Origin of the sequence: Flavobacterium algoriphilum, assembly GCF_048158655.1 — a bacterium.
Classification (GTDB): Bacteria; Bacteroidota; Bacteroidia; order Flavobacteriales; family Flavobacteriaceae; genus Flavobacterium; species Flavobacterium algoriphilum.
Window position 1 is genome coordinate 154,903 of sequence record NZ_JBLNKY010000007.1, and the last position, 22,411, is coordinate 177,313.

A 22,411-nucleotide genomic window follows, 5' to 3' on the forward strand; every position below is an offset into this window, starting at 1 on the left:
GCAAAAATAAACAAAAAAAAATCACTCCTAAGAGTGATTTTAATAATTTATTAACAATATGTTAACAAATTTATGCTTTTTCAGCAACAATTTCATAAGGTAATTCAATAATTACATCTCTGTGCAATCTAACGTTAGCAGCATATTTTCCTGTACGTTTAACGATTCCACTAGTAATAAATTTTCTGTCAATTACTTGACCACCTTTAGCTAAAGCTTCAGCAATATCAATATTTGTAATTGAACCGAATAATTTTTCACCACCTGCTTTTGCGAAAATTTTAATTTCGATAGCTTTTAAAGTTTCAGCCAATGCTTTTGCATCGTTTACAACTTTTGCTTCTTTATGTGCTCTTTGTTTTAGGTTTTCAGCTAATACTTTCTTTGCAGAAGAAGTTGCTAAATGAGCGTGACCTTGTGGAATTAAAAAGTTACGACCGTATCCGTTTTTCACATTTACTACATCATCTTTAAATCCTAAATTTTGAACATCTTTTCTTAAAATAAGTTCCATGTTGTTGTCCTTTATTTGAGAAGTTAGGTTTCATATTTCAGAAAACCAACAACTGTTAATTTTTAATTATTTTAATAAATCCGCCACATATGGCATTAAAGCTAAGTGACGTGCTCTCTTAACTGCAACTGAAACTTTTCTTTGGTATTTTAATGAAGTTCCTGTTAAACGACGAGGAAGAATTTTTCCTTGTTCGTTTACAAATTTCAATAAGAAATCACCATCTTTATAATCAATGTATTTGATACCTGATTTTTTAAAACGACAATATTTTTTAGTTTTGTTTGTTTCTATGTTTAAAGGCGTTAGATATCTGATATCTCCGTCTTTTTTTCCTGAAGCCGATTGTTGTAATGTTGCCATGATAATTAAGCTTTTGTAGATTTTAATTTAGTTCTTCTTCTTTCAGCCCAAGAAATAGCGTGTTTGTCTAAACTTACAGTCAAGAAACGCATTACTCTTTCGTCACGTCTAAATTCAGTTTCAAAAGCAATAAGAACTTCTCCTGCTACTTTGAATTCGAATAAATGGTAAAAACCGCTTTTTTTGTTTTGAATTTCGTAAGCCATCTTTTTAAGACCCCAGTCTTCTTTCGATACCATTTCAGCTCCACGACTAGTAAGAAAATCTTCAAATTTGCTTACTGTTTCCTTTACCTGAACTTCAGATAAAACGGGATTTAAAATGAAAACAGTTTCATAATGATTCATAAATATTTTATTTATTTGTTAATTTGGCTGCGAAAGTAATCAATTATTTTAAATAAACAATGATAATTTCACTTTATTCGTTGTATGGTAAAAAAAACCGATGAAAATTAGTTTTTTAAAAAAATGATTAGTAAATTTACTATTCCAAATCTTAAAATACAAAATTATGAAACTTAATTGTGTAGTAGTTGACGATAGTTCAATTCAAAGAATGATTATTGCAAAGTTAGTGAATAATCATCCCAATCTGCATTTAATTGGTGATTTTTCTAATGCAATTGAAGCTAGAAGTTGCATGTCCGTACACAATGTGGATTTAATATTTCTAGACATTGAAATGCCTGTAATTAGCGGTTTTGATTTTTTAGACGGTTTAAAAATTAAACCACAAATTATCTTTATCACTTCTAAAGCTGAGTATGCCATGAAGGCATTTGATTACGATGCTACCGACTATCTGCAAAAACCTATTGCTATAGATCGATTCAATGCATCAGTTAGAAGAGCAATGGATTTATATTCTCTTAAAAAAGAAAATAAAGAAGAAGAAGGGGAACATATTTTCATTAAGAGTAATCTTAAAAAATTAAAAATCTTCACTTCTAAAATTAAATGGATTGAAGCTTTTGGCGACTATGTTAGAGTTGTTACAGAAGAAGACAGCAACTTAGTACTTTCTACGATGAAATCTTTTGAAAATGATCTATCTAAAGAAAAATTCATCCGAGTTCACAAGTCCTATATTATAAATATAGACAAAGTAGAGCGCTTCAACAGTAAATTTGCCGAAATTGGAGTTACCAAAATACCTTTAAGCAGAAATAAAAAAGAAGATTTAGTTAAAGCCCTATCGTTTGCATAAAACTACTTTTAATAAAAATCAACGTTTAGCGTAACTTTTATAGCTCTGTATTGAGCAACAGCCTCAAAACTATTCAATATCTTTTGGATAGTTTTTTTTGTGCTTACTACAGACACATTTTGTGGAATTTTAATAATGATTGTTCGTATGTATTCATTTCTGATTCTATTTATAGCAGGTTCCTCAGGGCCTAATACTGGCATAGTAAGATTTTGACTCATTACTTGATACAACCACATAGCACCTTCCTTTAGTTTATCAAAATCGCGTTGTTTCAATGTTAGTTTTATGATTCTGAAATAAGGAGGATATTTATAAATTTGCCTGTCATACAATTGCTCCTTATACATTCCAAGATAATCATTATTGGTTACCTGCTGTATAGTATTATGATTGGGATTGTAGGTTTGAATAATAACTTTTCCTTGTTTCTCCGAACGCCCAGCCCTACCCGCTACTTGAGTCATCATTTGGAAACTTCTTTCGAATGCCCTAAAATCAGGATGATACAACATATTATCCGCATTCATGATTCCTACCAAACTTACATTGTCAAAATCCAATCCTTTGGCAAGCATTTGCGTTCCCACTAAAACATCAATTTCTCTATTCTTAAAACTATCGATAATTTTCTCAAAACCAAATTTACCACGTGTGGTATCCTGATCCATTCTTCCTATTTTTGAATTTGGAAAAATAGAAATCAATTCTTGCTCTATTTGCTCTGTTCCAAAGCCCTTTGTAGTCAAATCTACACTGGAACACGAATGACAATGCGTCGGTTTTGCCATCGTATACCCACAATAATGGCAACGCAACTGATTTTTATGTTTGTGATAGGTCAAACTCACATCGCATTGCTGACATTGAGGAACATTGCCACAAGTGATACATTCTATGATAGGAGAATACCCCCTTCTATTTTGAAATAAAATCACTTGTTCACCTAATGCCAAAGCCGTATTGATTTCTTCAATTAAAACATCACTGAAATGCCCCGTCATTTTTTTGCGAAAGTATTTGTCTTTCAAGTCCACCAATTCAATATTTGGCATCATTACGTTTCCAAATCGTTTCGAAATTTCGACTAAACCATATTTCTCTGATTTTGCATTAAAATATGTCTCAATACTTGGTGTTGCCGAACCTAATAAAACTTTTGCTTTATGCGAATGAACCAAAACCACCGCAGCATCACGCGCATGATAGCGTGGCGCTGGATCTACTTGTTTGAAAGTTTGTTCGTGCTCTTCATCAACAATAATAAATCCCAGATTATGAAAAGGCAAAAACAAAGCTGATCGCGCTCCTATTACTACTTGCGCTTTCTCGGAATTTACCAAAACTTGATTCCAAACCTCAATACGTTCATTATTGTTATATTTCGAATGAAAAACGGCGACTTTATTTCCAAAATAAGTTCTCAACCTTCCCACTAATTGTGTGGTCAAAGCAATTTCAGGCAATAAATACAACACTTGTTTTCCTGTTTCCAGATATTCTTCAATAAGCTTAATATAAATTTCAGTTTTCCCACTGGAAGTTACACCGTGTAACAAACAGACTTCTTTTTTAGTAAAACTATCTTTAATTTCCTCAAAAGCAGTTTGCTGCGCTTGACTTAATTGCAATTGATCTTCTCTTATTTTTCCATTGAAATTCACTCGGTCTTCCTGAAGAAAATAATCCTCAAATATTTCTTTTTCAATTAATGCTTTTATAATTGCCGAAGAGGAATTAGCCGCTTCGACTAGTTTTTTAACGGTTATCGGTTTTTTTTCGGTAGCACTCAATTGAAAATAAGTCAGTACAATTTCCTTTTGTTTGTTGGCGTTCTTCAAAGTTTCCAACAATTCGCCCAAACCTGCATTCGATTCGTATTTAGAATCCAAACGCACGTAACGAACTAACTTTGGCTTGTAACTTTCTGAAATTTCTTCCTCAAGGACTAATATATTTTTGTCAATCATTTTTTGAATAACAGGAAAGATATTTTTCTTGTTTAAAATGGCTATAATGTCTTGAACCTTAAGGGAACTTTGCTGTTGCAAAGCTTGATAAACCAGATATTCATCATCAGAAAGCAAACTTTCATCCACAAATAAATCTTGCTTTTGAGAAATTATGGTTTCGCTTTCCAGCAAAAGCGCGCTTGGCATAGCGCCTCGATACACATCACCAATAGCACACATATAATAAGCAGCTATCCATTGCCAATGCACAATTTGGATTTCAGTAACGATGGGTTTTTCATCCAGAATTTGGTGAATTTCTTTGGCTTCGTATAAAGTCGGTTCATTTTGATGAATTTCAATAACTAGCGCCGTGTAAATTTTACTTTTACCAAAAGGCACCGCCACACGCATTCCTTTCTTTATATAATGAAATTCGGCTTCAGAAACGCTGTAAGTAAAGGTTTTGGCAAGAGAAAGTGGTAAAATTACTTCGACGAAATGCATTTTTAGGTTTTAGGTATTTATTATTATTTGGGCATGTATTAAAGTTATTCCGTTTGCAATTAACTTTTTACTCGGTACCAATATTGTGTTCGACCAAACAATGAAATCCCAATAAAACCGCGAACTTTAAGTTTATCTTTTGATTCTAATGTAATGTAACATTTATAAAGCTTGCCGTTTTTAGGATCTAAGATTTTACCTCTTGTATATTGATTTCCTTCTTTTGTCAACCCCTTTATTACTGTCATTCCAAGAATAGGTTTGTTTTTATCCTCGCCTGAACAATTAGTACAAACTTTTTTTCTATGTTCTTCTTCCAAAATTTCAATTACTTTACCATAAATTTTTCCTGATTTCTCATAGATTTCCACTATTGATTTGGCTTTTCCAGTTTCGTCATCAATAGTTTTCCATTTACCAATAACCGTTTGATTTTGACCATAAAAAATAGTAACAAAAAACAGCGCTATAATAACTAATCTACTTTTTTTCATGATAGTTGATTTATACTCTCGCAAATTAGAGCCCTCAAATTAATTAATTGTAAAATTAAACATTAAAAAGGAAAAGATTGTAATGAATAGCAGGAAATAGCTTGCTAACTTCATTGGATTAAATCCTGAAAATTATTTTAAAAAAAATTGTTCCGTCTGTTGTTACGAAAACGTTTGAAGCTTTAAATTTTGCATATATACACCTTTGTCACCCGAAATAAAATCAATAAATTAGCCACTTGAAATCTTATACAAAATAACAATGAAAAATACTGCGCTTACGCACATACACGAGAGTTTGGGAGCAAAAATGCTTCCGTTTGCCGGATACAATATGCCTATTTTATATGAAGGTGTGAATGCAGAACATGAAACGGTTCGAAATGCTGTGGGTGTTTTTGATGTTTCTCACATGGGTGAATTCTTGCTTACGGGACCAAATGCGTTGGCATTAATACAAAAAGTAACTTCTAATGATGCCTCCACTTTGACAATTGGAAGGGCACAATATTCTTGTTTACCAAACAATGACGGTGGAATTGTAGATGATTTGATTGTTTACAAACTGAAAGAGGAACAGTATTTATTAGTCGTAAATGCTTCTAATATTGATAAAGATTGGGAGTGGATTGCTGCACATAACGATTTGGCTGTAGCAATGGAAAATATATCTGATGATTATTCGCTATTGGCAATTCAAGGCCCAAAAGCTGTTGAAGCCATGCAATCATTATCTTCTAAGGATTTATCAGCTATTCCTTATTACCACTTTGAAGTGGGTGATTTTGCAGGGATTTACAACGTAATTATTTCAGCAACAGGCTATACAGGTTCTGGAGGATTTGAGATTTATTGCAAAAATTCAGACGTAGAACAAATTTGGAATAAAGTTTTTGAAGCAGGCGCTCCTTTTGGAATCAAACCAATCGGTCTTGCCGCTCGTGATACGTTACGATTAGAAATGGGATTTTGTTTGTACGGAAATGACATCAACGACACTACTTCTCCTTTGGAAGCTGGTTTGGGATGGATTACTAAATTTACGAAAGAATTCACGAATTCAGAAAACCTTAAAAAACAAAAAGAAGCGGGAGTTTCCAAAAAATTAGTGGCTTTTGAAATGCAGGAACGTGCCGTTCCAAGGCATGATTATGAAATCGTGGATGCTTCAGGCAATACAATAGGAATTGTAACTTCGGGTACCATGTCGCCATCCATGAATAAAGGAATTGGTTTAGGCTACGTTACCATTGAAAACAGCGCTTTAGACAGCGATATATTTATTAGAATACGTAAAAATGATGTTCCTGCCAAAGTGGTAAAATTACCTTTTTACAAGAAATAAAAATAAATGAAGAAAATTTCACTCGTATTATTCTTGACTACATTTTCACTATTTGGTCAAAATGATGCCAAAACTTGTGAAATACTCTCTAAAATAAATGTTTTAATTCAGCGTGAGCATATTAATCCAAAACCGGTAGACGACAGTTTATCGGTTTTTGTTTTTGATAGTTTTATTGACCAACTTGATCCTTCAAGAACTGTTTTTCTGAAATCAGAATATAATGTTTTATCTCAAAAATACCGTTTGAATATTGACAATCTCATTAAAGATAAAGATTGTACTTTTCTAACCGATATTGCTTCGGTTTACGAAAAAGATCTTTTAAGAAATAAGAACATTTTAGAAAAAATCGATAAAGAAACCATCGATTATGAAGAGAAGGATACGATTCAGTTTTATAAAAAAGCATTTCCAATCTATTTGGTAGACAATCAGGTGGAGAAAGTTTGGAGAAAAAAAATTCGATACGAAATTCTGGATGATATTGCTCAAGTAAGCAAAAAAATAGATTCTATTAAAACCAATTTTAATGTATTGGCCATTCATTCGAAAAACACTATTATTCAAAATGAACTCTGTAGAATAAATAGCATTTTACAAAATGAATCGCTCTTAGCTGAAAGCCTCTACAATCTTTTTTGCGGATACTTCGACCCACATACTGCTTATTTTAGTGATGATTCCAAGTCAAGTTTTGTAGCTTCGTTATCCAAGGAACATTTATCAATAGGACTGAATGTAAGTTTAAACGAAAAAAGTGAAATTATTGTAGATGAATTAGATCCAAATGGTCCCGCATTTCTAACTGGAAAAATAAAAAAAGGAGATCAGATTGTTTCGATTTCAAACCTAAAAGAGACTTTACTGGTTTCTTGTGCTTCACTGGAATCCATTTCGAACATGATTCTCTCAGAAGCCAATAAAAACATTGTATTAACACTGCGCCGTAATTCTGGAAAAAATTTTGAAGTACTAATCGAGAAGCAAGTCATAAAAGATGAAGAAAACACTGTTTATAGTTTTATTGTTGAAAAAGACACCAAAATAGGATATATAAAAATCCCTAGTTTTTATGCTGATTTAGAGGGCTATAGCAGTAAAGGTTGTGCGCAAGATGTTGCTAATGAAGTAATCAAATTAAAGAAAGATAACATTAAGGGATTAATTATTGATTTAGTGGATAATGGGGGCGGATCGATGGAAGAAGCGATAAAACTAGCCGGAATGTTTATTGATACCGGTCCAATATCCGTAGTAATTGATAATAAAAAAGGACAAACTACAATTAATGATCCTTATAAAGGAATGATTTACAAAGATCCAATTGTACTTTTAATAAATGGTAATTCTGCATCAGCGAGTGAATTTTTCGCATCGGTTCTTCAAGATTATCATCGGGCATTATTAATCGGCAGTACTACTTTAGGAAAAGCAACTATGCAAACCATAGTCCCTTTAGAAGAAAATGATACTAAAAATTTTATAAAATTAACCGTCAATAAATTTTACAGAATAACTGGTGAAAGTCATCAAAGTGTAGGTGTTTTTCCAAATGTTCAAATCCCGGAAATCTATGAAAAAATCTTTCAAAAAGAAAATGACTTTCCTACAGCTTTCAAAAATGACAGTATTAATACTTTTATTAAATTTAAACCTTATGTGAAAAATCATTTAATTCAAAAAGTAGCAGAAAACAGCAAACTCCGAATCATTAACGATTCTTATTTTAATGCTATAAAAACGATTAATAGACGAATCGATGATTTAGTAAACCAACCAAAAAAAGCAATACCATTGACAATTGATATGGTTTTTGAGGAACAAAATGAAGTCAGTAATTTATGGGCCGATATTAATTCTTTTGATTCCGGAAATATTAATTTAAATGTTTACAATTCAAATTTCAATAAATTTCTTCTGGCCATTCATCCATTAGAAAAAAGTAACAATCAATTCCAGTTGGATGCATTAAAAAAGAATCATTATTTAAATGAAGCCATTACGATAATTGAAGATTTTAATACTTTGAAATAAAATAATACTACTAATTTATTTAATTAGATAAAAGAATTTAATTTGATTTTGGTAAAATAAGGAATAACTGTATTTTTGCAGATCAAAATAATAAACTAGCAATGGGAAGAGCGTTTGAGTTCAGAAAAGGAAGAAAAATGAAACGTTGGTCAGCTATGGCCAAAGCATTTACCAGAATTGGTAAAGATATTGTGATGGCTGTAAAGGAAGGTGGACCTAATCCTGATGCCAACTCAAGATTAAGAGCTGTTATTCAGAATTCCAAGGCAGTTAATATGCCGAAAGAAAATGTAGAACGCGCGATCAAAAAAGCAACCGATAAAGACACCGCTAACTATAAAGAAGTTTTATTTGAAGGGTATGCTCCTCATGGAATTGCAATTCTGGTTGAAACGGCTACTGATAATAATAACAGAACTGTTGCCAATGTCAGAAGTTATTTTAACAAATGTAACGGAACAATGGGAACACAAGGTTCGGTTGAATTTATGTTCGACCATACGTGTAACTTTAGAATTCCAGCAAATGGAACCGACCCTGAAGAATTAGAATTAGAATTAATCGATTTTGGTGCAGAAGAAGTTTTTGAAGACGAAGACGGTATATTAATTTATGCCCCGTTTGGGAGTTTTGGAACTATTCAAAAAGAATTAGAAAACAGAGGATTAGAAATTCTTTCTTCTGGATTTGAAAGAATTCCTCAAATAACTAAAAAACTGTCTGAAGCTGAAGCTTCCGATGTGGAAAAACTAATTGAAAAATTGGAAGAAGATGATGACGTGATGAACGTGTATCATACAATGGAAGAAGAATAGCTATCAAATCGCGCTTTTAAATATTAGCTTTAACTCCAGAGTAATCTGGAGTTTTTGTTTATATACCTTTTAATTTATTTATAACTAAGAAACTGAATATCCCTTAAACTGAAAAACTCCATCAACTTAAAGCTGATGGAGTTTTTTATCTTACTACTTGATTCTAAAATCTCAGTACTTATTTTATAAATTCAATTTTTTGCGCTTCTTCTTCGTTAATACTGTCAAAGAAACCTTGTTCATTCATCCAGTCATCACTAAATACTTTACTCATGTATCGAGAACCATGATCAGGGAATATAGCAATCACATTACTGTTTTTATCAAATTCACCTTCGTCAGCATATTGTTTTATTGCTTGCATTACTGCTCCAGAAGTATAGCCTACAAATAAACCTTCTTTCTTTACAATTTCTCGGGCAGAATGCGCACTTTCTTCATCAGTAACTTTCATGAACTTATCTATAAGGTCAAAATCAGTTGCAGATGGAATTAAATTTTTACCTAAACCTTCAATTCTATAAGGATAAATTTCATCGTTATCGAATTCTCTGGTCTCATGGTATTTTTTTAATACTGAACCAAAAGCATCCACTCCAAGAATTCTAATATTAGGATTTTGTTCTTTTAAGTATTTTGCTGTTCCAGAAATGGTTCCTCCTGTTCCGCTACATGCGATAAGGTGGGTGATTTTACCATTTGTTTGTTTCCAAATTTCAGGACCAGTAGATTTATAATGTGCATCAATATTCAATTGATTGAAATATTGATTGATATAAACCGAACCTTTCGTTTCTTCGTGCAAACGTTTGGCTACATTATAATACGAACGCTCATCATCAGCGGAAACATGTGCAGGACAAACATAAACTTTTGCTCCCAAACTGCGTAACATGTCTATTTTATCTTTAGATGATTTAGAACTTACCGCTAGAATACAGTTGTATCCCTTTATGATACTTACCATTGCTAAACTAAAACCAGTATTCCCGGATGTAGTTTCAATAATGGTGTCACCATAAGATAGAATCCCCCTTTTTTCAGCTTCTTCGATTATGTATAATGCTATTCTATCTTTAGAAGAATGCCCTGGATTAAAAGCTTCTACCTTTGCATAGAAATTACCTTCTAACTCTTCGGCGACTTTATTTAGCTTAATAAGTGGTGTGTTACCTATTAATTCTAAAACATTATTATAAGCGTTTATTTCTTCTTTCATAAAAAAATAGTTAGTCGCAGGCAATTTTTAATTTAGCCACGAACGTTGCAAATTTAACAAAAAAATTCTAATTACTTTTTAATTTTCTCTAAATCTAATAAAAAACTAAATTCTTTTGCTAATTCCTTTATAGCTTCAAACCTCCCGGATGCTCCACCGTGACCTGCCTCCATATTGGTATCCAGATATAAGACATTTACATCTGTTTTCATCGTTCGCAATTTTGCGACCCACTTCGCTGGTTCCCAATATTGAACCTGTGAATCATGAAGACCCGTAGAAACGTACATATTAGGATAATTTTGTTTTTTTATATTGTCGTAAGGAGAATACGACAACATGTATTTATAATATTTCTTTTTATTTGGATTCCCCCATTCATCATATTCTCCAGTTGTAAGCGGTATGCTATCATCAAGCATGGTAGTAATTACATCCACAAAAGGTACTTGTGCTATTATTCCATGATACAATTCAGGTGCTAAATTCACCACAACTCCCATTAACAATCCTCCGGCAGAACCCCCTTCGGCATATAAATGTTCTGGCGAAGTGTACTTTTGATCAATCAGAAATTTAGAACAATCGATAAAATCAGTGAACGTATTTTTCTTTTTCAACAATTTTCCGTCTTCATACCATTGTCTTCCTAAATCTTCACCTCCTCGAATGTGTGCTATCGCAAATACAAATCCTCTATCCAATAATGTCAATCGTGTCGAAGAGAAAGTGGCATCCATAGAATGTCCATAAGATCCATACGCATATTGCAATAAAGGGTTTGTACCGTCTTTTTTCAACTCTTTTCTATAAACTAAAGAAATTGGCACTTTTTCGCCGTCTTTAGCAGTTGCCCAAAGGCGTTCTTCTTTATAATTATTTTTATCAAATTTGCCTCCAAGAACCTGTTGTTCCTTTTTAATTTCTCTTTCTTTGGTTCGCATATTGAAATCAATGACCGAAGAAGGTGTTGCCAATGATTGGTATCCGTATCGCAAAATTTCTGTCTCAAAATCTACATTAGCTGTGGTATAGGCGGTATAAGTTTCGCTTTCAAAAGGCAAATAATACTCCCCTTCCCCATTCCAAGGCATAATCCTGATTTTGTTCAAGCCATTAGCACGTTCTTCAACTACTAAATAATTGGCGAAAATTTCGATATCTTCCAGCAAAACATCTTCTCGATGCGCTATAACTTCTTTCCAATTTTCTTGTGATGTGGCTGTTTCCAGCGTTTTCATCAATTTAAAATTTTCGGCATCATCTTTATTGGTTAAAATATAAAAACTGTCTTTATAATGATTGATGCTATATTCAACACCCCTGATTCGTTTCTGAAAAATTTCAAATTTTCCGTCAGGATTGTCTGCATTCAGAATTCTATATTCGGTAGTAAGGGTACTTCCAGATTCAATTGCTAGGTATTTTCTAGATTTAGATTTTGCAACTTCAACATTATACGTATCGTCTTTTTCAAAATAAACTAAAACATCTTCCGCTTGTTTAGAACCTAATTTATGTTTAAAAACTTTATCAGATCGCAATGTAACTTCGTCTTGACTGGAATAAAAAATGGTTTTATTATCATTTGCCCAAACTGCAGTTCCGGTAACTTTTTCTATTTTATCTTCAAGAATTTCATTGGTTTCTAAACTTTTTACTTGAATGGTGTATATTCTTCTTCCTACCGTATCAGTACTAAAAATAGCTGATTTATTATCCGGACTAATGCTCAAACCGCCCAATTGAAAATACGATTGCCCTTTGGCCAACTCATTACAATCGAACATAATTTCTTCTTTTGCCGAAAGGCTTTCTTTTTTTCGGGAATAAATAGGATAATCTTTTCCAGTTTCAAAACGAGTGATATAGTAATATCCATTATATAAATAGGGAACTGACTCATCATCTTCCTTAATTCTGCCCTTCATTTCTTCAAATAATTCCTTTTGGAAATCTTTGGTATGATCCGTCATTTTATGATAATACTCATTCTCTTTATTCAGGTAATCAATAACTTCTGGATTTTCTCTATCATTCAACCAAAAGTAATTATCAACTCTTAAATCACTTAGGTTTTCTAATGTTTTTGGAATTATTTTGGCAACTGGTGGTTGTATATTTTCTGGCATCGTTTCCTCTTTATATTTAAGTGAAGCTACAAAAATAGCACAAAGACATTTTAAAACGATTCAATTTTCTATCTTATTTAACATGCTTATTACCCCGAATGTAGTAATTTCGTAGTTCAATATTTAAAATTTATCAAAATGGATTTAATGGGAATGATGGGAAAACTTAAGGAAACCCAACAAAAAATAGAAGACACTAAAAAACGTTTAGACACAGTTCTTATAGATGAGCAAAGTACCGATGGTTTATTAAAAGTTACTTTGACAGCCAATAGAAAAATAAAATCAATCACAATTGAAGATTCTCTTTTAGAAGACAAGGAACAATTAGAAGATTATTTGATTCTGACTTTAAACAAAGCGATTGAAAAAGCGACTAAAACAAATGAAGCTGAACTTGATGCTGTTGCAAAAATGGATATGCCAATGATTCCAGGAATGGACAATCTTTTTAAATAAAAAAATCACGTTTAAGGTTTTTGAGAATACTAAAAACCTTAAACGTGAAACAAATATTTTAAACTACTATACTAATTTCTGCAGAGTTTCCAGAACATAGGTATGCATCACTTCACGATAATCAAGATGCGTTACTATCCGCAACTTTCCATGTCCCATAGAACTAATTGAAATATTTTTTTGTTTTAACAATTCAATTAAATTCTTTTCAATGCAATTTGGAACCAATGAAAAAATCAAGATATTAGTCTCCACCGGTTCTACCGAAGCTACCCAACTTACGTTTTTTAACACTTCGGCAATTTCTTTAGCTCTTCGATGATCATCGGCAAGACGCTCAATATTATTATCTAAGGCATAAATTCCGGCTGCCGCCAAATAACCTACCTGACGCATTCCGCCACCTAATATTTTTCGTATTCGCAACGCTCTGTGAATCGTAGCTTTATCACCCAATAAAACCGAACCTATTGGTGCTCCCAAACCTTTGGACAAACAAACCGAAATCGTATCGAATAGTTTTCCAAATGCTTTAGGATCTTGCTTTTTGGCTACCAATGCATTCCAGATTCGGGCGCCATCCATGTGAAATTTCAAATTATTTTCATCGCAAACCTGCTTTATTTTTTGTAAATCTTCCAATTCATAACAAGCACCACCGCCTTTGTTAGTCGTATTTTCTACACAAACCAAACTCGTCAATGGACTGTGATAAAACTCCGGATCATTAATTGCTCCAGCCACTTGTTCCGCTGTTATCATTCCGCGATTCCCGTCTAATAAACAGCAGGAAACACCACTGTTGAAAGAAACGCCACCGCCTTCATAATGATAGACATGCGCGTATTTGTCTGCAATCAATTGTTCGCCCGGTTGGGTATGTAATTTTATAGCCGTTTGATTTGCCATAGTTCCTGATGGGAAAAAAAGCCCTGCTTCCATCCCGAACATTTCGGCAACTTTAGCTTCGAGCTCAATAACAGTCGGGTCTTGTTTGTATACGTCATCTCCTACTTTGGCATTCAACATGTGCACTAACATTTCGCGAGAAGGTTTGGTAATCGTATCGCTAACTAAATTTATTTCCATATATATATTTATTTTCAGTACGGACAATTCTCGAATTGTCCCTTCGTAAAATTTTTCTACTTTTGTGCCACAAAATTACATAATACCATTTGTTAATTCAAACTAGTTCAGTTAAAAACTAAACTAAATGAATGATATAACGGCATTTTATATAAATATTGAAAAACAGACCTATTTAATTTAATATAATTTATGACAACTACCGAACAAATAAAGGGTATTGTAGAGCGCCTTGGTGCGTTGAGGAGGTATCTTTGACGTTGATGCTAAACTAATTGAAATTTCAAACGAAGAAGAGAAAACTTTTGCGCCTGACTTTTGGAACAATACAAAAGAAGCCGAAGTCATTGTAAAAAACCTTAGAAATAAAAAAAAGTGGATTGAAGATTACAACAAAGCTGTCGAAATGACTGACGAGTTGCAACTGGCCTATGATTTTTATAAAGAAGGACAACTTACGCCCGAAGAATTAGACGAGCATTACGCGACTACTGTCAATCATATAGAAGCGATTGAATTCAAAAATATGCTTTCTGATGAAGGCGATACTCTGAGTGCTGTTGTACAAATAACAGCTGGTGCCGGTGGAACTGAAAGTTGCGATTGGGCCGAAATGCTGATGCGCATGTACATGATGTGGGGCGAAAAATATGGCTACAAAATAAAAGAACTGAATTTCCAAAAAGGAGAATCTGCGGGTATAAAAACCGTAACACTCGAATTTGAAGGCGATTATTCTTTTGGCTATTTAAAAGGAGAAAACGGTGTACACCGATTGGTTCGAATATCCCCTTTCGACAGTAATGCCAAGCGTCACACTTCATTTGCTTCCGTTTATGTTTATCCGCTGGTAGATGACAGTATCGAAATTGATATTAATCCTGCCGATATTGAAATTACAACTTCGCGATCCAGTGGCGCGGGAGGACAAAATGTAAATAAAGTGGAAACTAAAGTTCAATTGTTTCATAAACCAACCGGAATTCAGATACAATGTTCCGAAACACGTTCCCAACAAGATAACAGACAACGGGCTATGCAAATGTTACGCTCTCAATTATACGAAATTGAGTTAAAAAAGAAACAGGCACAGCGTGCGGATATCGAAGCTGGGAAAATGAAAATTGAATGGGGTTCCCAAATCAGGAATTATGTGATGCAGCCTTACAAACTGGTAAAAGATGTTCGAACAGGTTACGAAACCAGTAATGTTGACGGTGTTATGAATGGAGAAATTGATGAATTCTTGAAAGCCTATTTAATGATGATGGGACAACGGGAAGAGGAATAGTTTGCAGTGTTCAGTCGCCTTTTAAGCCTTAACTTGTTATTTCTCCCGAAGCTTCAAGAAAAAGAAGAAATCCCAAATTTTATAAAAAAACCCTCTCCACTTTCGTTTATCGAAATGTTTGAGAGGATTTTTTTTTCATAATTATAACAGCTTATTTTCAGACGTTTAATGTTGCAATATTCACAAACCCCTTTTCAAAACATTAAAATTCCCCATGATAATTGTTGGATTTTGTTTAGGATCCAACCAATTTACCATCAGCTTCATATTTTCTTCATCAATAGCAACACAACCAGCAGTAAAAGAAGGTTTTTTTACTGCCAAATGAAAAAATATTGCACTCCCTTTTCCTTTTATAATTGGGTTTGTATTGTATTCTATAACCATACAATACTTGTAAGCATCCGTCTTTAATAATATTTTTTTATACGATTTTGCATTGGTAGCACCTTTCACATACGTATTATAATGCTCTGAATTGGGATCATCAATCCATTTATCTTCGGCAGTGGTTTGTTGGTTTTCCACTAGTGTATTTAGTTGTTTTTCATACGTATATAATTTCCCTAACCGAAATATTCCAGTTGGGGACTTGCCGTCACCTTCAATTTTTTTAAGCGGCGCTGCAAAACCATTTTTACCAATACCCACTTTTACTGGACCATATTTTATCAACCACTTCTTATCTTTTTTCTCTAATGCTACAAAAAAAGCGCTATGACTTTCTGGCTGATAATTGTACACCACCAATAATTGTTTACTATTTTCTAACTTACTTTTATTATACTCAGCAATTAATAATGCATTTTCAATCGTAGTATTATTTGTTTGAGCCTTAAGGCTAATGGATAAAAAAAGTATTGCAGCCAAAAACAAAAAACGTTTTAAAAAATTCATTTTATTATGGATATTTTATTTAATGGCTAGTAAGAAAATCACATTCGCATTCTAAATTCGAATTGTATTCTTACTTACAAACGTAGTAATTTTATCGCAAAACTATTCTGCTACTTAACCCCAACTTTATTGTACAAATTTTAAAACTTAGTACTAAATAAAGCATTAGGAATTTTAACTCTAAATTGCTTTATTTGATAAAATTACCAAATTCAAATCTAATACATAATGAAATCCTATTCCATCCAAGAAATAAATGAAATTTTAAAAGGAGTTATTGTTGGAAGCACTGCACAAAATATCACAGCTCCTGAACAACTTGAAGCAGCTAATGAATCCGAAATTTCTTTTATAGGAAACAAAAAATACGAAAAACTTTGGGTAACTTCTAAAGCAGGGGTTGCAGTTGTAAACGAAGATATTTCAATAGAACCAGGAGAAAACAGAGCTTTCATTAAAGTAAAAAATGCTGATTTGGCCATGTCACAGGTATTAACACTTTTTGCACCTCCAACCCCGTTATTCGATATTGATATTCATCCCACTGCAGTTGTCGATCAAACCGCGATTATTTGCAATGGCGTTAGAATTGGCGCAGGTTGTTATGTAGGACCTAAAGTTGTCCTGAAGGATAATACCACACTATATCCAAATGTTACTATTCTGGATGAATGTACTATAGGAAAAAATACTGTAATCTGGTCTGGAACTGTAATCAGAGAGCGTTGTCACATAGGAAATGATTGTATAATACATCCCAATGCGACAATTGGAGCAGATGGTTTTGGTTTTCGTCCTGATCCCGAAAGAGGTTTGGTGAAAATCCCACAAATTGGAAATGTGATTATTGGTAATAGTGTTGAAATTGGTGCTAATACCTGCATTGACCGAGGAAAATTCAGTTCTACTGTTTTAGGTGACGGTTGTAAAATTGATAATTTAGTCCAAATTGGGCATAACAGTAAATTAGGCCGTTTTTGTATCATGGCCGGAAATAGCGGACTGGCTGGTTCAGTAACGCTAGGAAACGGAGTAATCATTGGTGGAAGCGCTTCTATAAAAGACCACACCACTATTGGCGATGGAGCCATTGTAGGTGCTGGATCCGGTGTTACGGGAGATATTCCTGCAGGAAAAACCATGTTAGGTTATCCCGCTGTTGAAGCTCGTGATGCATTAAAACAATGGGCAATCTTGAAAAGACTCGTAAATGATTCAAAAAAATAAATCATCACTTTTTTATTAAATTCATAAAAAAACAGGAGTTACCTTCTGTTTTTTTGTTTTAACACCAAACATAAGCTTCATTTTCTTTCTAAAACGATTAAAATAATAAAATTTTATTTAGTTGGATTTTGTATTTTAGCACAAACTATTTTTAATATTCTTTCATCATGGATTTGAATTTCAACAAAAACGAAGACCACAATAAACTTTTACTTTCGGCATTGCGACAAAAATTAAGCTTGGTTAAATTGGGTGGTGGTGAAAAACGCATCCAAAAACTACATGGTGAAGGCAAAATGACCGCTAGAGAACGCATCGATTATTTGCTTGACGCCAAAGCTAAAAGTATAGAAATTGGAGCATTTGTTGGTGAAGGAATGTATGCAGAACATGGCGGCTGCCCATCTGGTGGTGTTGTGGTTAAAATAGGATATATCAAAGGAAAACAATGTATTGTTGTAGCCAATGATGCTACCGTGAAAGCGGGTGCTTGGTTTCCTATTACCGCAAAGAAAAACCTACGTGCGCAGGAAATTGCAATGGAAAATCGACTGCCAATCATTTATTTAGTAGATAGTGCAGGTGTTTATTTGCCGTTGCAAGATGAAATTTTCCCGGATAAAGAACATTTCGGTCGGATTTTTAGAAATAATGCCCAAATGAGCAGTATGGGAATTACCCAAATCGCTGCTGTAATGGGAAGTTGTGTTGCTGGTGGTGCCTATTTGCCAATTATGAGCGATGAAGCTTTAATAGTCGAAAAAACGGGAAGTATTTTTCTGGCTGGGAGTTATTTAGTGAAAGCTGCCATTGGCGAAAGCATCGATAACGAAACATTGGGTGGAGCAACCACGCATTGTGAAATTTCGGGGGTGACCGATTATAAAGCCAAAGATGACAAAGACGCATTAGACAAAATAAAAAATATAGTTGACAAAATTGGCGATTTTGATACAGCGGGTTACAACCGAATCAAAGCGGAAAAACCAGTTTTAGACGAAAACGAAATCTATGGCATTTTACCAAAAGCTCGTAATGAACAATATGACATGATGGAAATCATCAATCGTTTAGTAGACAATTCCGAGTTTGAAGCGTACAAAGACGGTTACGGCCAAACTATTATTACCGGCTATGCCAGAATTGACGGTTGGGCAGTAGGAATTGTTGCCAACCAAAGAAAAGTAGTAAAAACTAAGAACGGCGAAATGCAGTTTGGAGGCGTAATCTATTCCGATAGCGCAGATAAAGCCACCCGATTTATTGCTAATTGCAACCAAAAGAAAATCCCTTTAGTATTCGTTCAAGATGTTACCGGTTTTATGGTGGGATCCAAATCAGAACATGGCGGAATTATAAAAGATGGCGCGAAAATGGTGAACGCCGTGAGTAATTCAGTTGTTCCAAAATTCACCGTTATTGTAGGAAACTCCTATGGTGCAGGGAATTATGCCATGTGCGGTAAAGCCTATGACCCAAGATTAATTTTTGCCTGGCCAAGTGCGGAACTCGCCGTTATGGGTGGAACGCAAGCGGCGAAAGTATTGGCACAAATTGAAGCTTCTTCGCTTAAAGCAAAAGGAGAAGTGGTAGATGAAACGAAAGAAAAGGAATTATTCGATAAAATAAAAGCGCGATATGACGAACAAGTTTCGCCCTATTATGCAGCCTCCAGATTATGGACTGATGCCATAATTGATCCAATAGACACCCGTACTTGGATTTCAATGGGTATTGAAGCAGCAAACCACTCTCCTATTGAAAAAAAATTTAATTTAGGTGTTATTCAGGTTTAGATTCCAGAGAGCAAATTTCTGTTGACCGATTTCTAAATTTAGATTGCAATCATCAACTTACGTAGTTAAAACATGAGAAAAATAGCTCTATCCCTCTTAACTGTATTCATTTTTGTTCAATGTGCTTCCATAAAAAAGCACAACAAGCATTTGAACGATATGATAACTGAAGAGAAGTTACAATCTGATGTTGATTATACCTATCGAAAATTACAGGAATTACATCCCAATTTATACTGGTATATTAGTAAGGAAGCGTTAGATTATAAATTTGACAGTCTAAAATTGACCCTTACAAAACCAATGACCTCTTTTAATTTTTACAAAAAATTGAGTCCTGTTGTAGCCGCGGTTCGACAAGGACATTTAGTTGTTTATCCTCCAACAAAATTATTGACAAAGAGAGAAACCAAAGCACTAATTAAAAAAGGAACAGGCCCTTTTTCACAATTTGATTTTGAACTTTTTAAGGAAAAATTGTATGTTGTAAAAAACAAGTCCTGTAATAAAACGATACAACCAGGAACTGAAGTCCTCGCTATAAATGGCACAAAACCAATCGATTTAATTAAAAAATACAATCAATATTACAGTTCAGACGGTTATAATAGCACTTTCAAAAAAAATTATTCAGGCAAACGGTTTTCTACGTTTTTCTCTTATGAAAATGGAATTAAGGATAGTCTGAAATTTGATTTCAAATTTAACGATAGCCTAAAAACGATTACCATCAGAAGAAAAAAGGAAGATACAACTACACATTCTAAGAAAAAAATTGCTGCTAAGGATAAAACCAAACCGAAAGAAAACAGAAAAAAGAAAAGAGTAAATGGCTATTATTCGATTGAAAAAAATTACAATAGAAACCTTCACTTTTTAGAAAAAGACAGTAGCATAGCTGTAATGAAAATAAGAAGTTTCAAAATTGGTGATTATAAAACTTTTTACAAAGAAAACTTTTCTAAAATTGCAACATATCAGTCTAAAACACTTATTCTGGATTTAAGGAATAACGGTGGCGGACGAGTAAGTGAAATTGCTGATTTATATTCTTATTTAGCTAACTCTCCTTTCGTTTTTTTGGATAAATCCGAAGTAGTTTCAAAAGCAAGCTTGTTCAATGGCGCCTATTTAAACGGTGGTTCTTTTGGTTTTAAAGCATTAAAAACTGTTTTTTCTCCAATAATGTACACATATTTGCTATTGACTGTTCATAAAAAACAAAACGGTAAAAATTACTATGAAACACAAACTAAATTACATAAAGTGAGTAAAAATGCTTTCAAAGGAAAAATTTATGTTCTTATCAATGGAGGAAGTTTTTCGGCTTCAAGTATAATTTCTTCCAATTTAAAAGGTTCAAAAAGAGCATTTTTTGTAGGCGAAGAAACTGGAGGAGCTTATAACGGGACTGTTGCGGGATTTACTCCTCGAGTAAAATTACCAAATTCGGATATCCAAATTCGGATAGGATTAATGTATATGGCTGCATATTTTAAAACAACTTTACAAGGTCATGGCATATTCCCTGATATGGAAATAATTCCTACAATTGAAGACAGAATAAAAGAAAATGACCCTGAAATGAGCTGGATTCTTAAGAATCTAAAATCGAGTTTTTAAAAATCCTCTCCAAATTTATATTCTATTTTAACAAAAATAATAAAAACGTAAAATTAAATATTTGATTAATCTTTTACAATTGATTAATAGTTATTTGTATATTTACTTAATCTTTACATAAGCAAACACTAATCTTTACTATATCATTTTTTTTAATACAATAAAAAGTATTTCTGAACATTTGAATTATTTAATTATCAGAAAAAATGAAAATGATTCCGGTTGTATTATTAAGTATAATAACCTCCGTTGTACAGTTTAGTGCTGCACAGACGGTAACGGAGAATGATGGATCATTTTTATACAAAAAAATTTACCTAGAGTCTGGAATTAATCTATCAATACCGGTACATATTCAAATGTATCGCTCTCATAAATTTGAAATTGGCGTTAATATAAGAGCATTTAAAAAAATTTCTCCAAAATGGGACTTGGGCCTTAAGGCTGATTATGATTACTGGCTTGTAAAAAAAAACAGCCCAATTCTAACTTCTGAGAGTACATTAGAGGAAAGAACTCTATATAGTAACTTTAGTATTTTTTCCATTAAAGGTAATACCCAATATAGTTTTACCCCTAAATGGTATTGGGGAATTGAATCAGGAGTAGGTTATACTCTTTCGGACGCAGATCGCAAATTCGGACTCGGTTTTGTATCCGAATTTGGCGGAGGAGCCCAGCAATTTGGACTCTCTTCAGCTTTTTACCTAGGAAGGTATTTTATCATTGGGAATAAAACAAACAAACTAGGTTTATCAGCTGATTTCACCCAATTTTTGGCTCATGGTCATGCTGAAAATAGTCTAGGTCTAAAAGTAAAATACCGTTTTATAGACTAAACTTCTTTAATCATTATTACTTTTTCTAAGCATACTAATCTTCAGGCTAGATTATATTCAATAATAACTATTTTAAATATACATCTGAAAAATATTTCCATATATCTATAAAAATTAGTAACCTAATGTTAAATATTTTAAACTATAGTATCATGAACAATGTAAAAAGCTTGAATAAATGGGCAAATTCGCACACTTATTTACCAGTAGATTTAGCAAGAATAGCACTTGGTGTGTTTTTATTTATGAAAGGAATTTCTTTTATAACAAACATCCAATATTTACATGATTTGATATCTCCAATTGACAAAATTGGAGGTGGAATGTTTCTCATACATTATATAGCACCAGCACATATGGTAGGAGGAATAATGATTGCGTTCGGTTTACTTACCAGATGGGCAATAATTGCGCAATTACCTATATTGATTGGGGCGATTATTGTTAATTTTATGGGACAAATGCATTCTCAGAACTTATTGTTGGCCATACTTTTACTTGGAATTTGCGTCTTTTTCTTATTTTATGGAAGTGGCAAACATTCGGCAGATTACTATTTTAAAATGCAACAATAATAAAGACTAAAAAAGAATCCCGTTTTCA

The 22,411-nt window shown here is 33.3% G+C and carries 20 protein-coding genes; 11 read left to right on the top strand and 9 right to left on the bottom strand.

All coding sequences use genetic code 11. The annotated features are described in order from the left end of the window. Nucleotides 1-70 precede the first annotated feature (70 nt). The 3 genes from rplI to rpsF all read right to left on the bottom strand — a co-directional run bounded on the left by rplI (nucleotide 71) and on the right by rpsF (nucleotide 1,224). Nucleotides 71-514 carry a 50S ribosomal protein L9 gene (gene rplI / locus ACM55G_RS12740; RefSeq protein ID WP_416844319.1) on the bottom strand — a complete coding sequence of 148 codons (444 nt, stop codon included), beginning with the start codon at nucleotides 512-514 and terminating at the stop codon, nucleotides 71-73. Nucleotides 515-580: 66 nt separating this feature from the next. Further along, entirely contained in the window at nucleotides 581-877 is a 297-nt protein-coding gene (gene rpsR / locus ACM55G_RS12745; RefSeq protein ID WP_331577917.1) for a 30S ribosomal protein S18, read from the bottom strand. Nucleotides 878-882: 5 nt separating this feature from the next. Beyond that, on the bottom strand, nucleotides 883-1,224 hold the full coding sequence (rpsF, locus tag ACM55G_RS12750; protein WP_035671622.1) for a 30S ribosomal protein S6: 342 nt from the start codon (nucleotides 1,222-1,224) through the stop codon (nucleotides 883-885). 166 nt (nucleotides 1,225-1,390) lie between these two features. Here rpsF and ACM55G_RS12755 point away from each other — a divergent pair, with 166 nt between their 5' ends. Further along, on the top strand, nucleotides 1,391-2,086 hold the full coding sequence (locus ACM55G_RS12755; RefSeq protein WP_416844320.1) for a LytR/AlgR family response regulator transcription factor: 696 nt from the start codon (nucleotides 1,391-1,393) through the stop codon (nucleotides 2,084-2,086). 8 nt (nucleotides 2,087-2,094) lie between these two features. Here ACM55G_RS12755 and priA read toward each other — a convergent pair whose 3' ends face one another. Continuing rightward, entirely contained in the window at nucleotides 2,095-4,545 is a 2,451-nt protein-coding gene (priA, locus tag ACM55G_RS12760; RefSeq protein ID WP_416844321.1) for a replication restart helicase PriA, read from the bottom strand. A 59-nt stretch (nucleotides 4,546-4,604) separates the two neighbouring features. After that, nucleotides 4,605-5,039 carry a DUF2147 domain-containing protein gene (locus tag ACM55G_RS12765; protein WP_416844322.1) on the bottom strand — a complete coding sequence of 145 codons (435 nt, stop codon included), beginning with the start codon at nucleotides 5,037-5,039 and terminating at the stop codon, nucleotides 4,605-4,607. Between the two features lie 262 nt (nucleotides 5,040-5,301). Between ACM55G_RS12765 and gcvT the strand changes: the two genes are divergently transcribed. The 3 genes from gcvT (at nucleotide 5,302) to ACM55G_RS12780 (ending at nucleotide 9,236) form a co-directional block, all read left to right on the top strand. Then, nucleotides 5,302-6,384, top strand: a complete 1,083-nt coding sequence (gene gcvT / locus ACM55G_RS12770; protein WP_416844323.1) for a glycine cleavage system aminomethyltransferase GcvT — start codon at nucleotides 5,302-5,304, stop codon at nucleotides 6,382-6,384. 6 nt (nucleotides 6,385-6,390) lie between these two features. Further along, the gene (locus ACM55G_RS12775) at nucleotides 6,391-8,421 is read left to right on the top strand and encodes a S41 family peptidase (protein WP_416844324.1); all 2,031 of its coding nucleotides are present in this window, start codon (nucleotides 6,391-6,393) and stop codon (nucleotides 8,419-8,421) included. Between the two features lie 101 nt (nucleotides 8,422-8,522). After that, nucleotides 8,523-9,236 (top strand): YebC/PmpR family DNA-binding transcriptional regulator, encoded by a 714-nt coding sequence (locus ACM55G_RS12780; protein WP_416844325.1) that lies wholly within the window; start codon nucleotides 8,523-8,525, stop codon nucleotides 9,234-9,236. A 178-nt stretch (nucleotides 9,237-9,414) separates the two neighbouring features. On the opposite strand, the gene ACM55G_RS12785 is transcribed toward ACM55G_RS12780, so the two are convergent. Both ACM55G_RS12785 and ACM55G_RS12790 read right to left on the bottom strand, forming a co-directional pair. Beyond that, complete coding sequence (locus ACM55G_RS12785) at nucleotides 9,415-10,455, bottom strand: PLP-dependent cysteine synthase family protein (protein ID WP_416844326.1); 1,041 nt, start codon at nucleotides 10,453-10,455, stop codon at nucleotides 9,415-9,417. A gap of 71 nt (nucleotides 10,456-10,526) precedes the next feature. Further along, on the bottom strand, nucleotides 10,527-12,587 hold the full coding sequence (locus tag ACM55G_RS12790) for a S9 family peptidase (RefSeq protein ID WP_416844327.1): 2,061 nt from the start codon (nucleotides 12,585-12,587) through the stop codon (nucleotides 10,527-10,529). 138 nt (nucleotides 12,588-12,725) lie between these two features. Between ACM55G_RS12790 and ACM55G_RS12795 the strand changes: the two genes are divergently transcribed. Beyond that, the gene (locus tag ACM55G_RS12795) at nucleotides 12,726-13,046 is read left to right on the top strand and encodes a YbaB/EbfC family nucleoid-associated protein (protein ID WP_416844328.1); all 321 of its coding nucleotides are present in this window, start codon (nucleotides 12,726-12,728) and stop codon (nucleotides 13,044-13,046) included. 66 nt (nucleotides 13,047-13,112) lie between these two features. Here ACM55G_RS12795 and ACM55G_RS12800 read toward each other — a convergent pair whose 3' ends face one another. Continuing rightward, complete coding sequence (locus ACM55G_RS12800; RefSeq protein ID WP_416844329.1) at nucleotides 13,113-14,135, bottom strand: threonine aldolase family protein; 1,023 nt, start codon at nucleotides 14,133-14,135, stop codon at nucleotides 13,113-13,115. A 192-nt stretch (nucleotides 14,136-14,327) separates the two neighbouring features. On the opposite strand from ACM55G_RS12800, the gene prfB reads away from it, so the two are divergent. Then, nucleotides 14,328-15,426 (top strand): peptide chain release factor 2 gene (prfB, locus tag ACM55G_RS12805; protein WP_416844330.1). Its coding sequence is split into 2 segments (ribosomal slippage): nucleotides 14,328-14,390 and nucleotides 14,392-15,426, totalling 1,098 coding nucleotides; the frame shifts between segments, so codons are not numbered across the junction. Between the two features lie 180 nt (nucleotides 15,427-15,606). Here the strand turns inward: prfB and ACM55G_RS12810 are convergent. Further along, a complete protein-coding gene (locus tag ACM55G_RS12810; protein WP_416844331.1) occupies nucleotides 15,607-16,296 on the bottom strand; it encodes a L,D-transpeptidase family protein in 690 nt (229 codons plus the stop codon). A 255-nt stretch (nucleotides 16,297-16,551) separates the two neighbouring features. On the opposite strand from ACM55G_RS12810, the gene lpxD reads away from it, so the two are divergent. The 5 genes from lpxD to ACM55G_RS12835 all read left to right on the top strand — a co-directional run bounded on the left by lpxD (nucleotide 16,552) and on the right by ACM55G_RS12835 (nucleotide 22,383). Next, the gene (gene lpxD, locus ACM55G_RS12815; RefSeq protein ID WP_416844332.1) at nucleotides 16,552-17,550 is read left to right on the top strand and encodes a UDP-3-O-(3-hydroxymyristoyl)glucosamine N-acyltransferase; all 999 of its coding nucleotides are present in this window, start codon (nucleotides 16,552-16,554) and stop codon (nucleotides 17,548-17,550) included. 167 nt (nucleotides 17,551-17,717) lie between these two features. Continuing rightward, nucleotides 17,718-19,346, top strand: a complete 1,629-nt coding sequence (locus ACM55G_RS12820) for an acyl-CoA carboxylase subunit beta (RefSeq protein ID WP_416844333.1) — start codon at nucleotides 17,718-17,720, stop codon at nucleotides 19,344-19,346. 72 nt (nucleotides 19,347-19,418) lie between these two features. After that, complete coding sequence (locus ACM55G_RS12825; RefSeq protein WP_416844334.1) at nucleotides 19,419-20,969, top strand: S41 family peptidase; 1,551 nt, start codon at nucleotides 19,419-19,421, stop codon at nucleotides 20,967-20,969. A gap of 206 nt (nucleotides 20,970-21,175) precedes the next feature. Further along, nucleotides 21,176-21,808, top strand: coding sequence for a hypothetical protein (locus tag ACM55G_RS12830; protein ID WP_416844335.1), 633 nt, complete (start codon nucleotides 21,176-21,178; stop codon nucleotides 21,806-21,808). A gap of 152 nt (nucleotides 21,809-21,960) precedes the next feature. Then, complete coding sequence (locus ACM55G_RS12835; RefSeq protein WP_416844336.1) at nucleotides 21,961-22,383, top strand: DoxX family protein; 423 nt, start codon at nucleotides 21,961-21,963, stop codon at nucleotides 22,381-22,383. Nucleotides 22,384-22,411 lie beyond the last annotated feature (28 nt).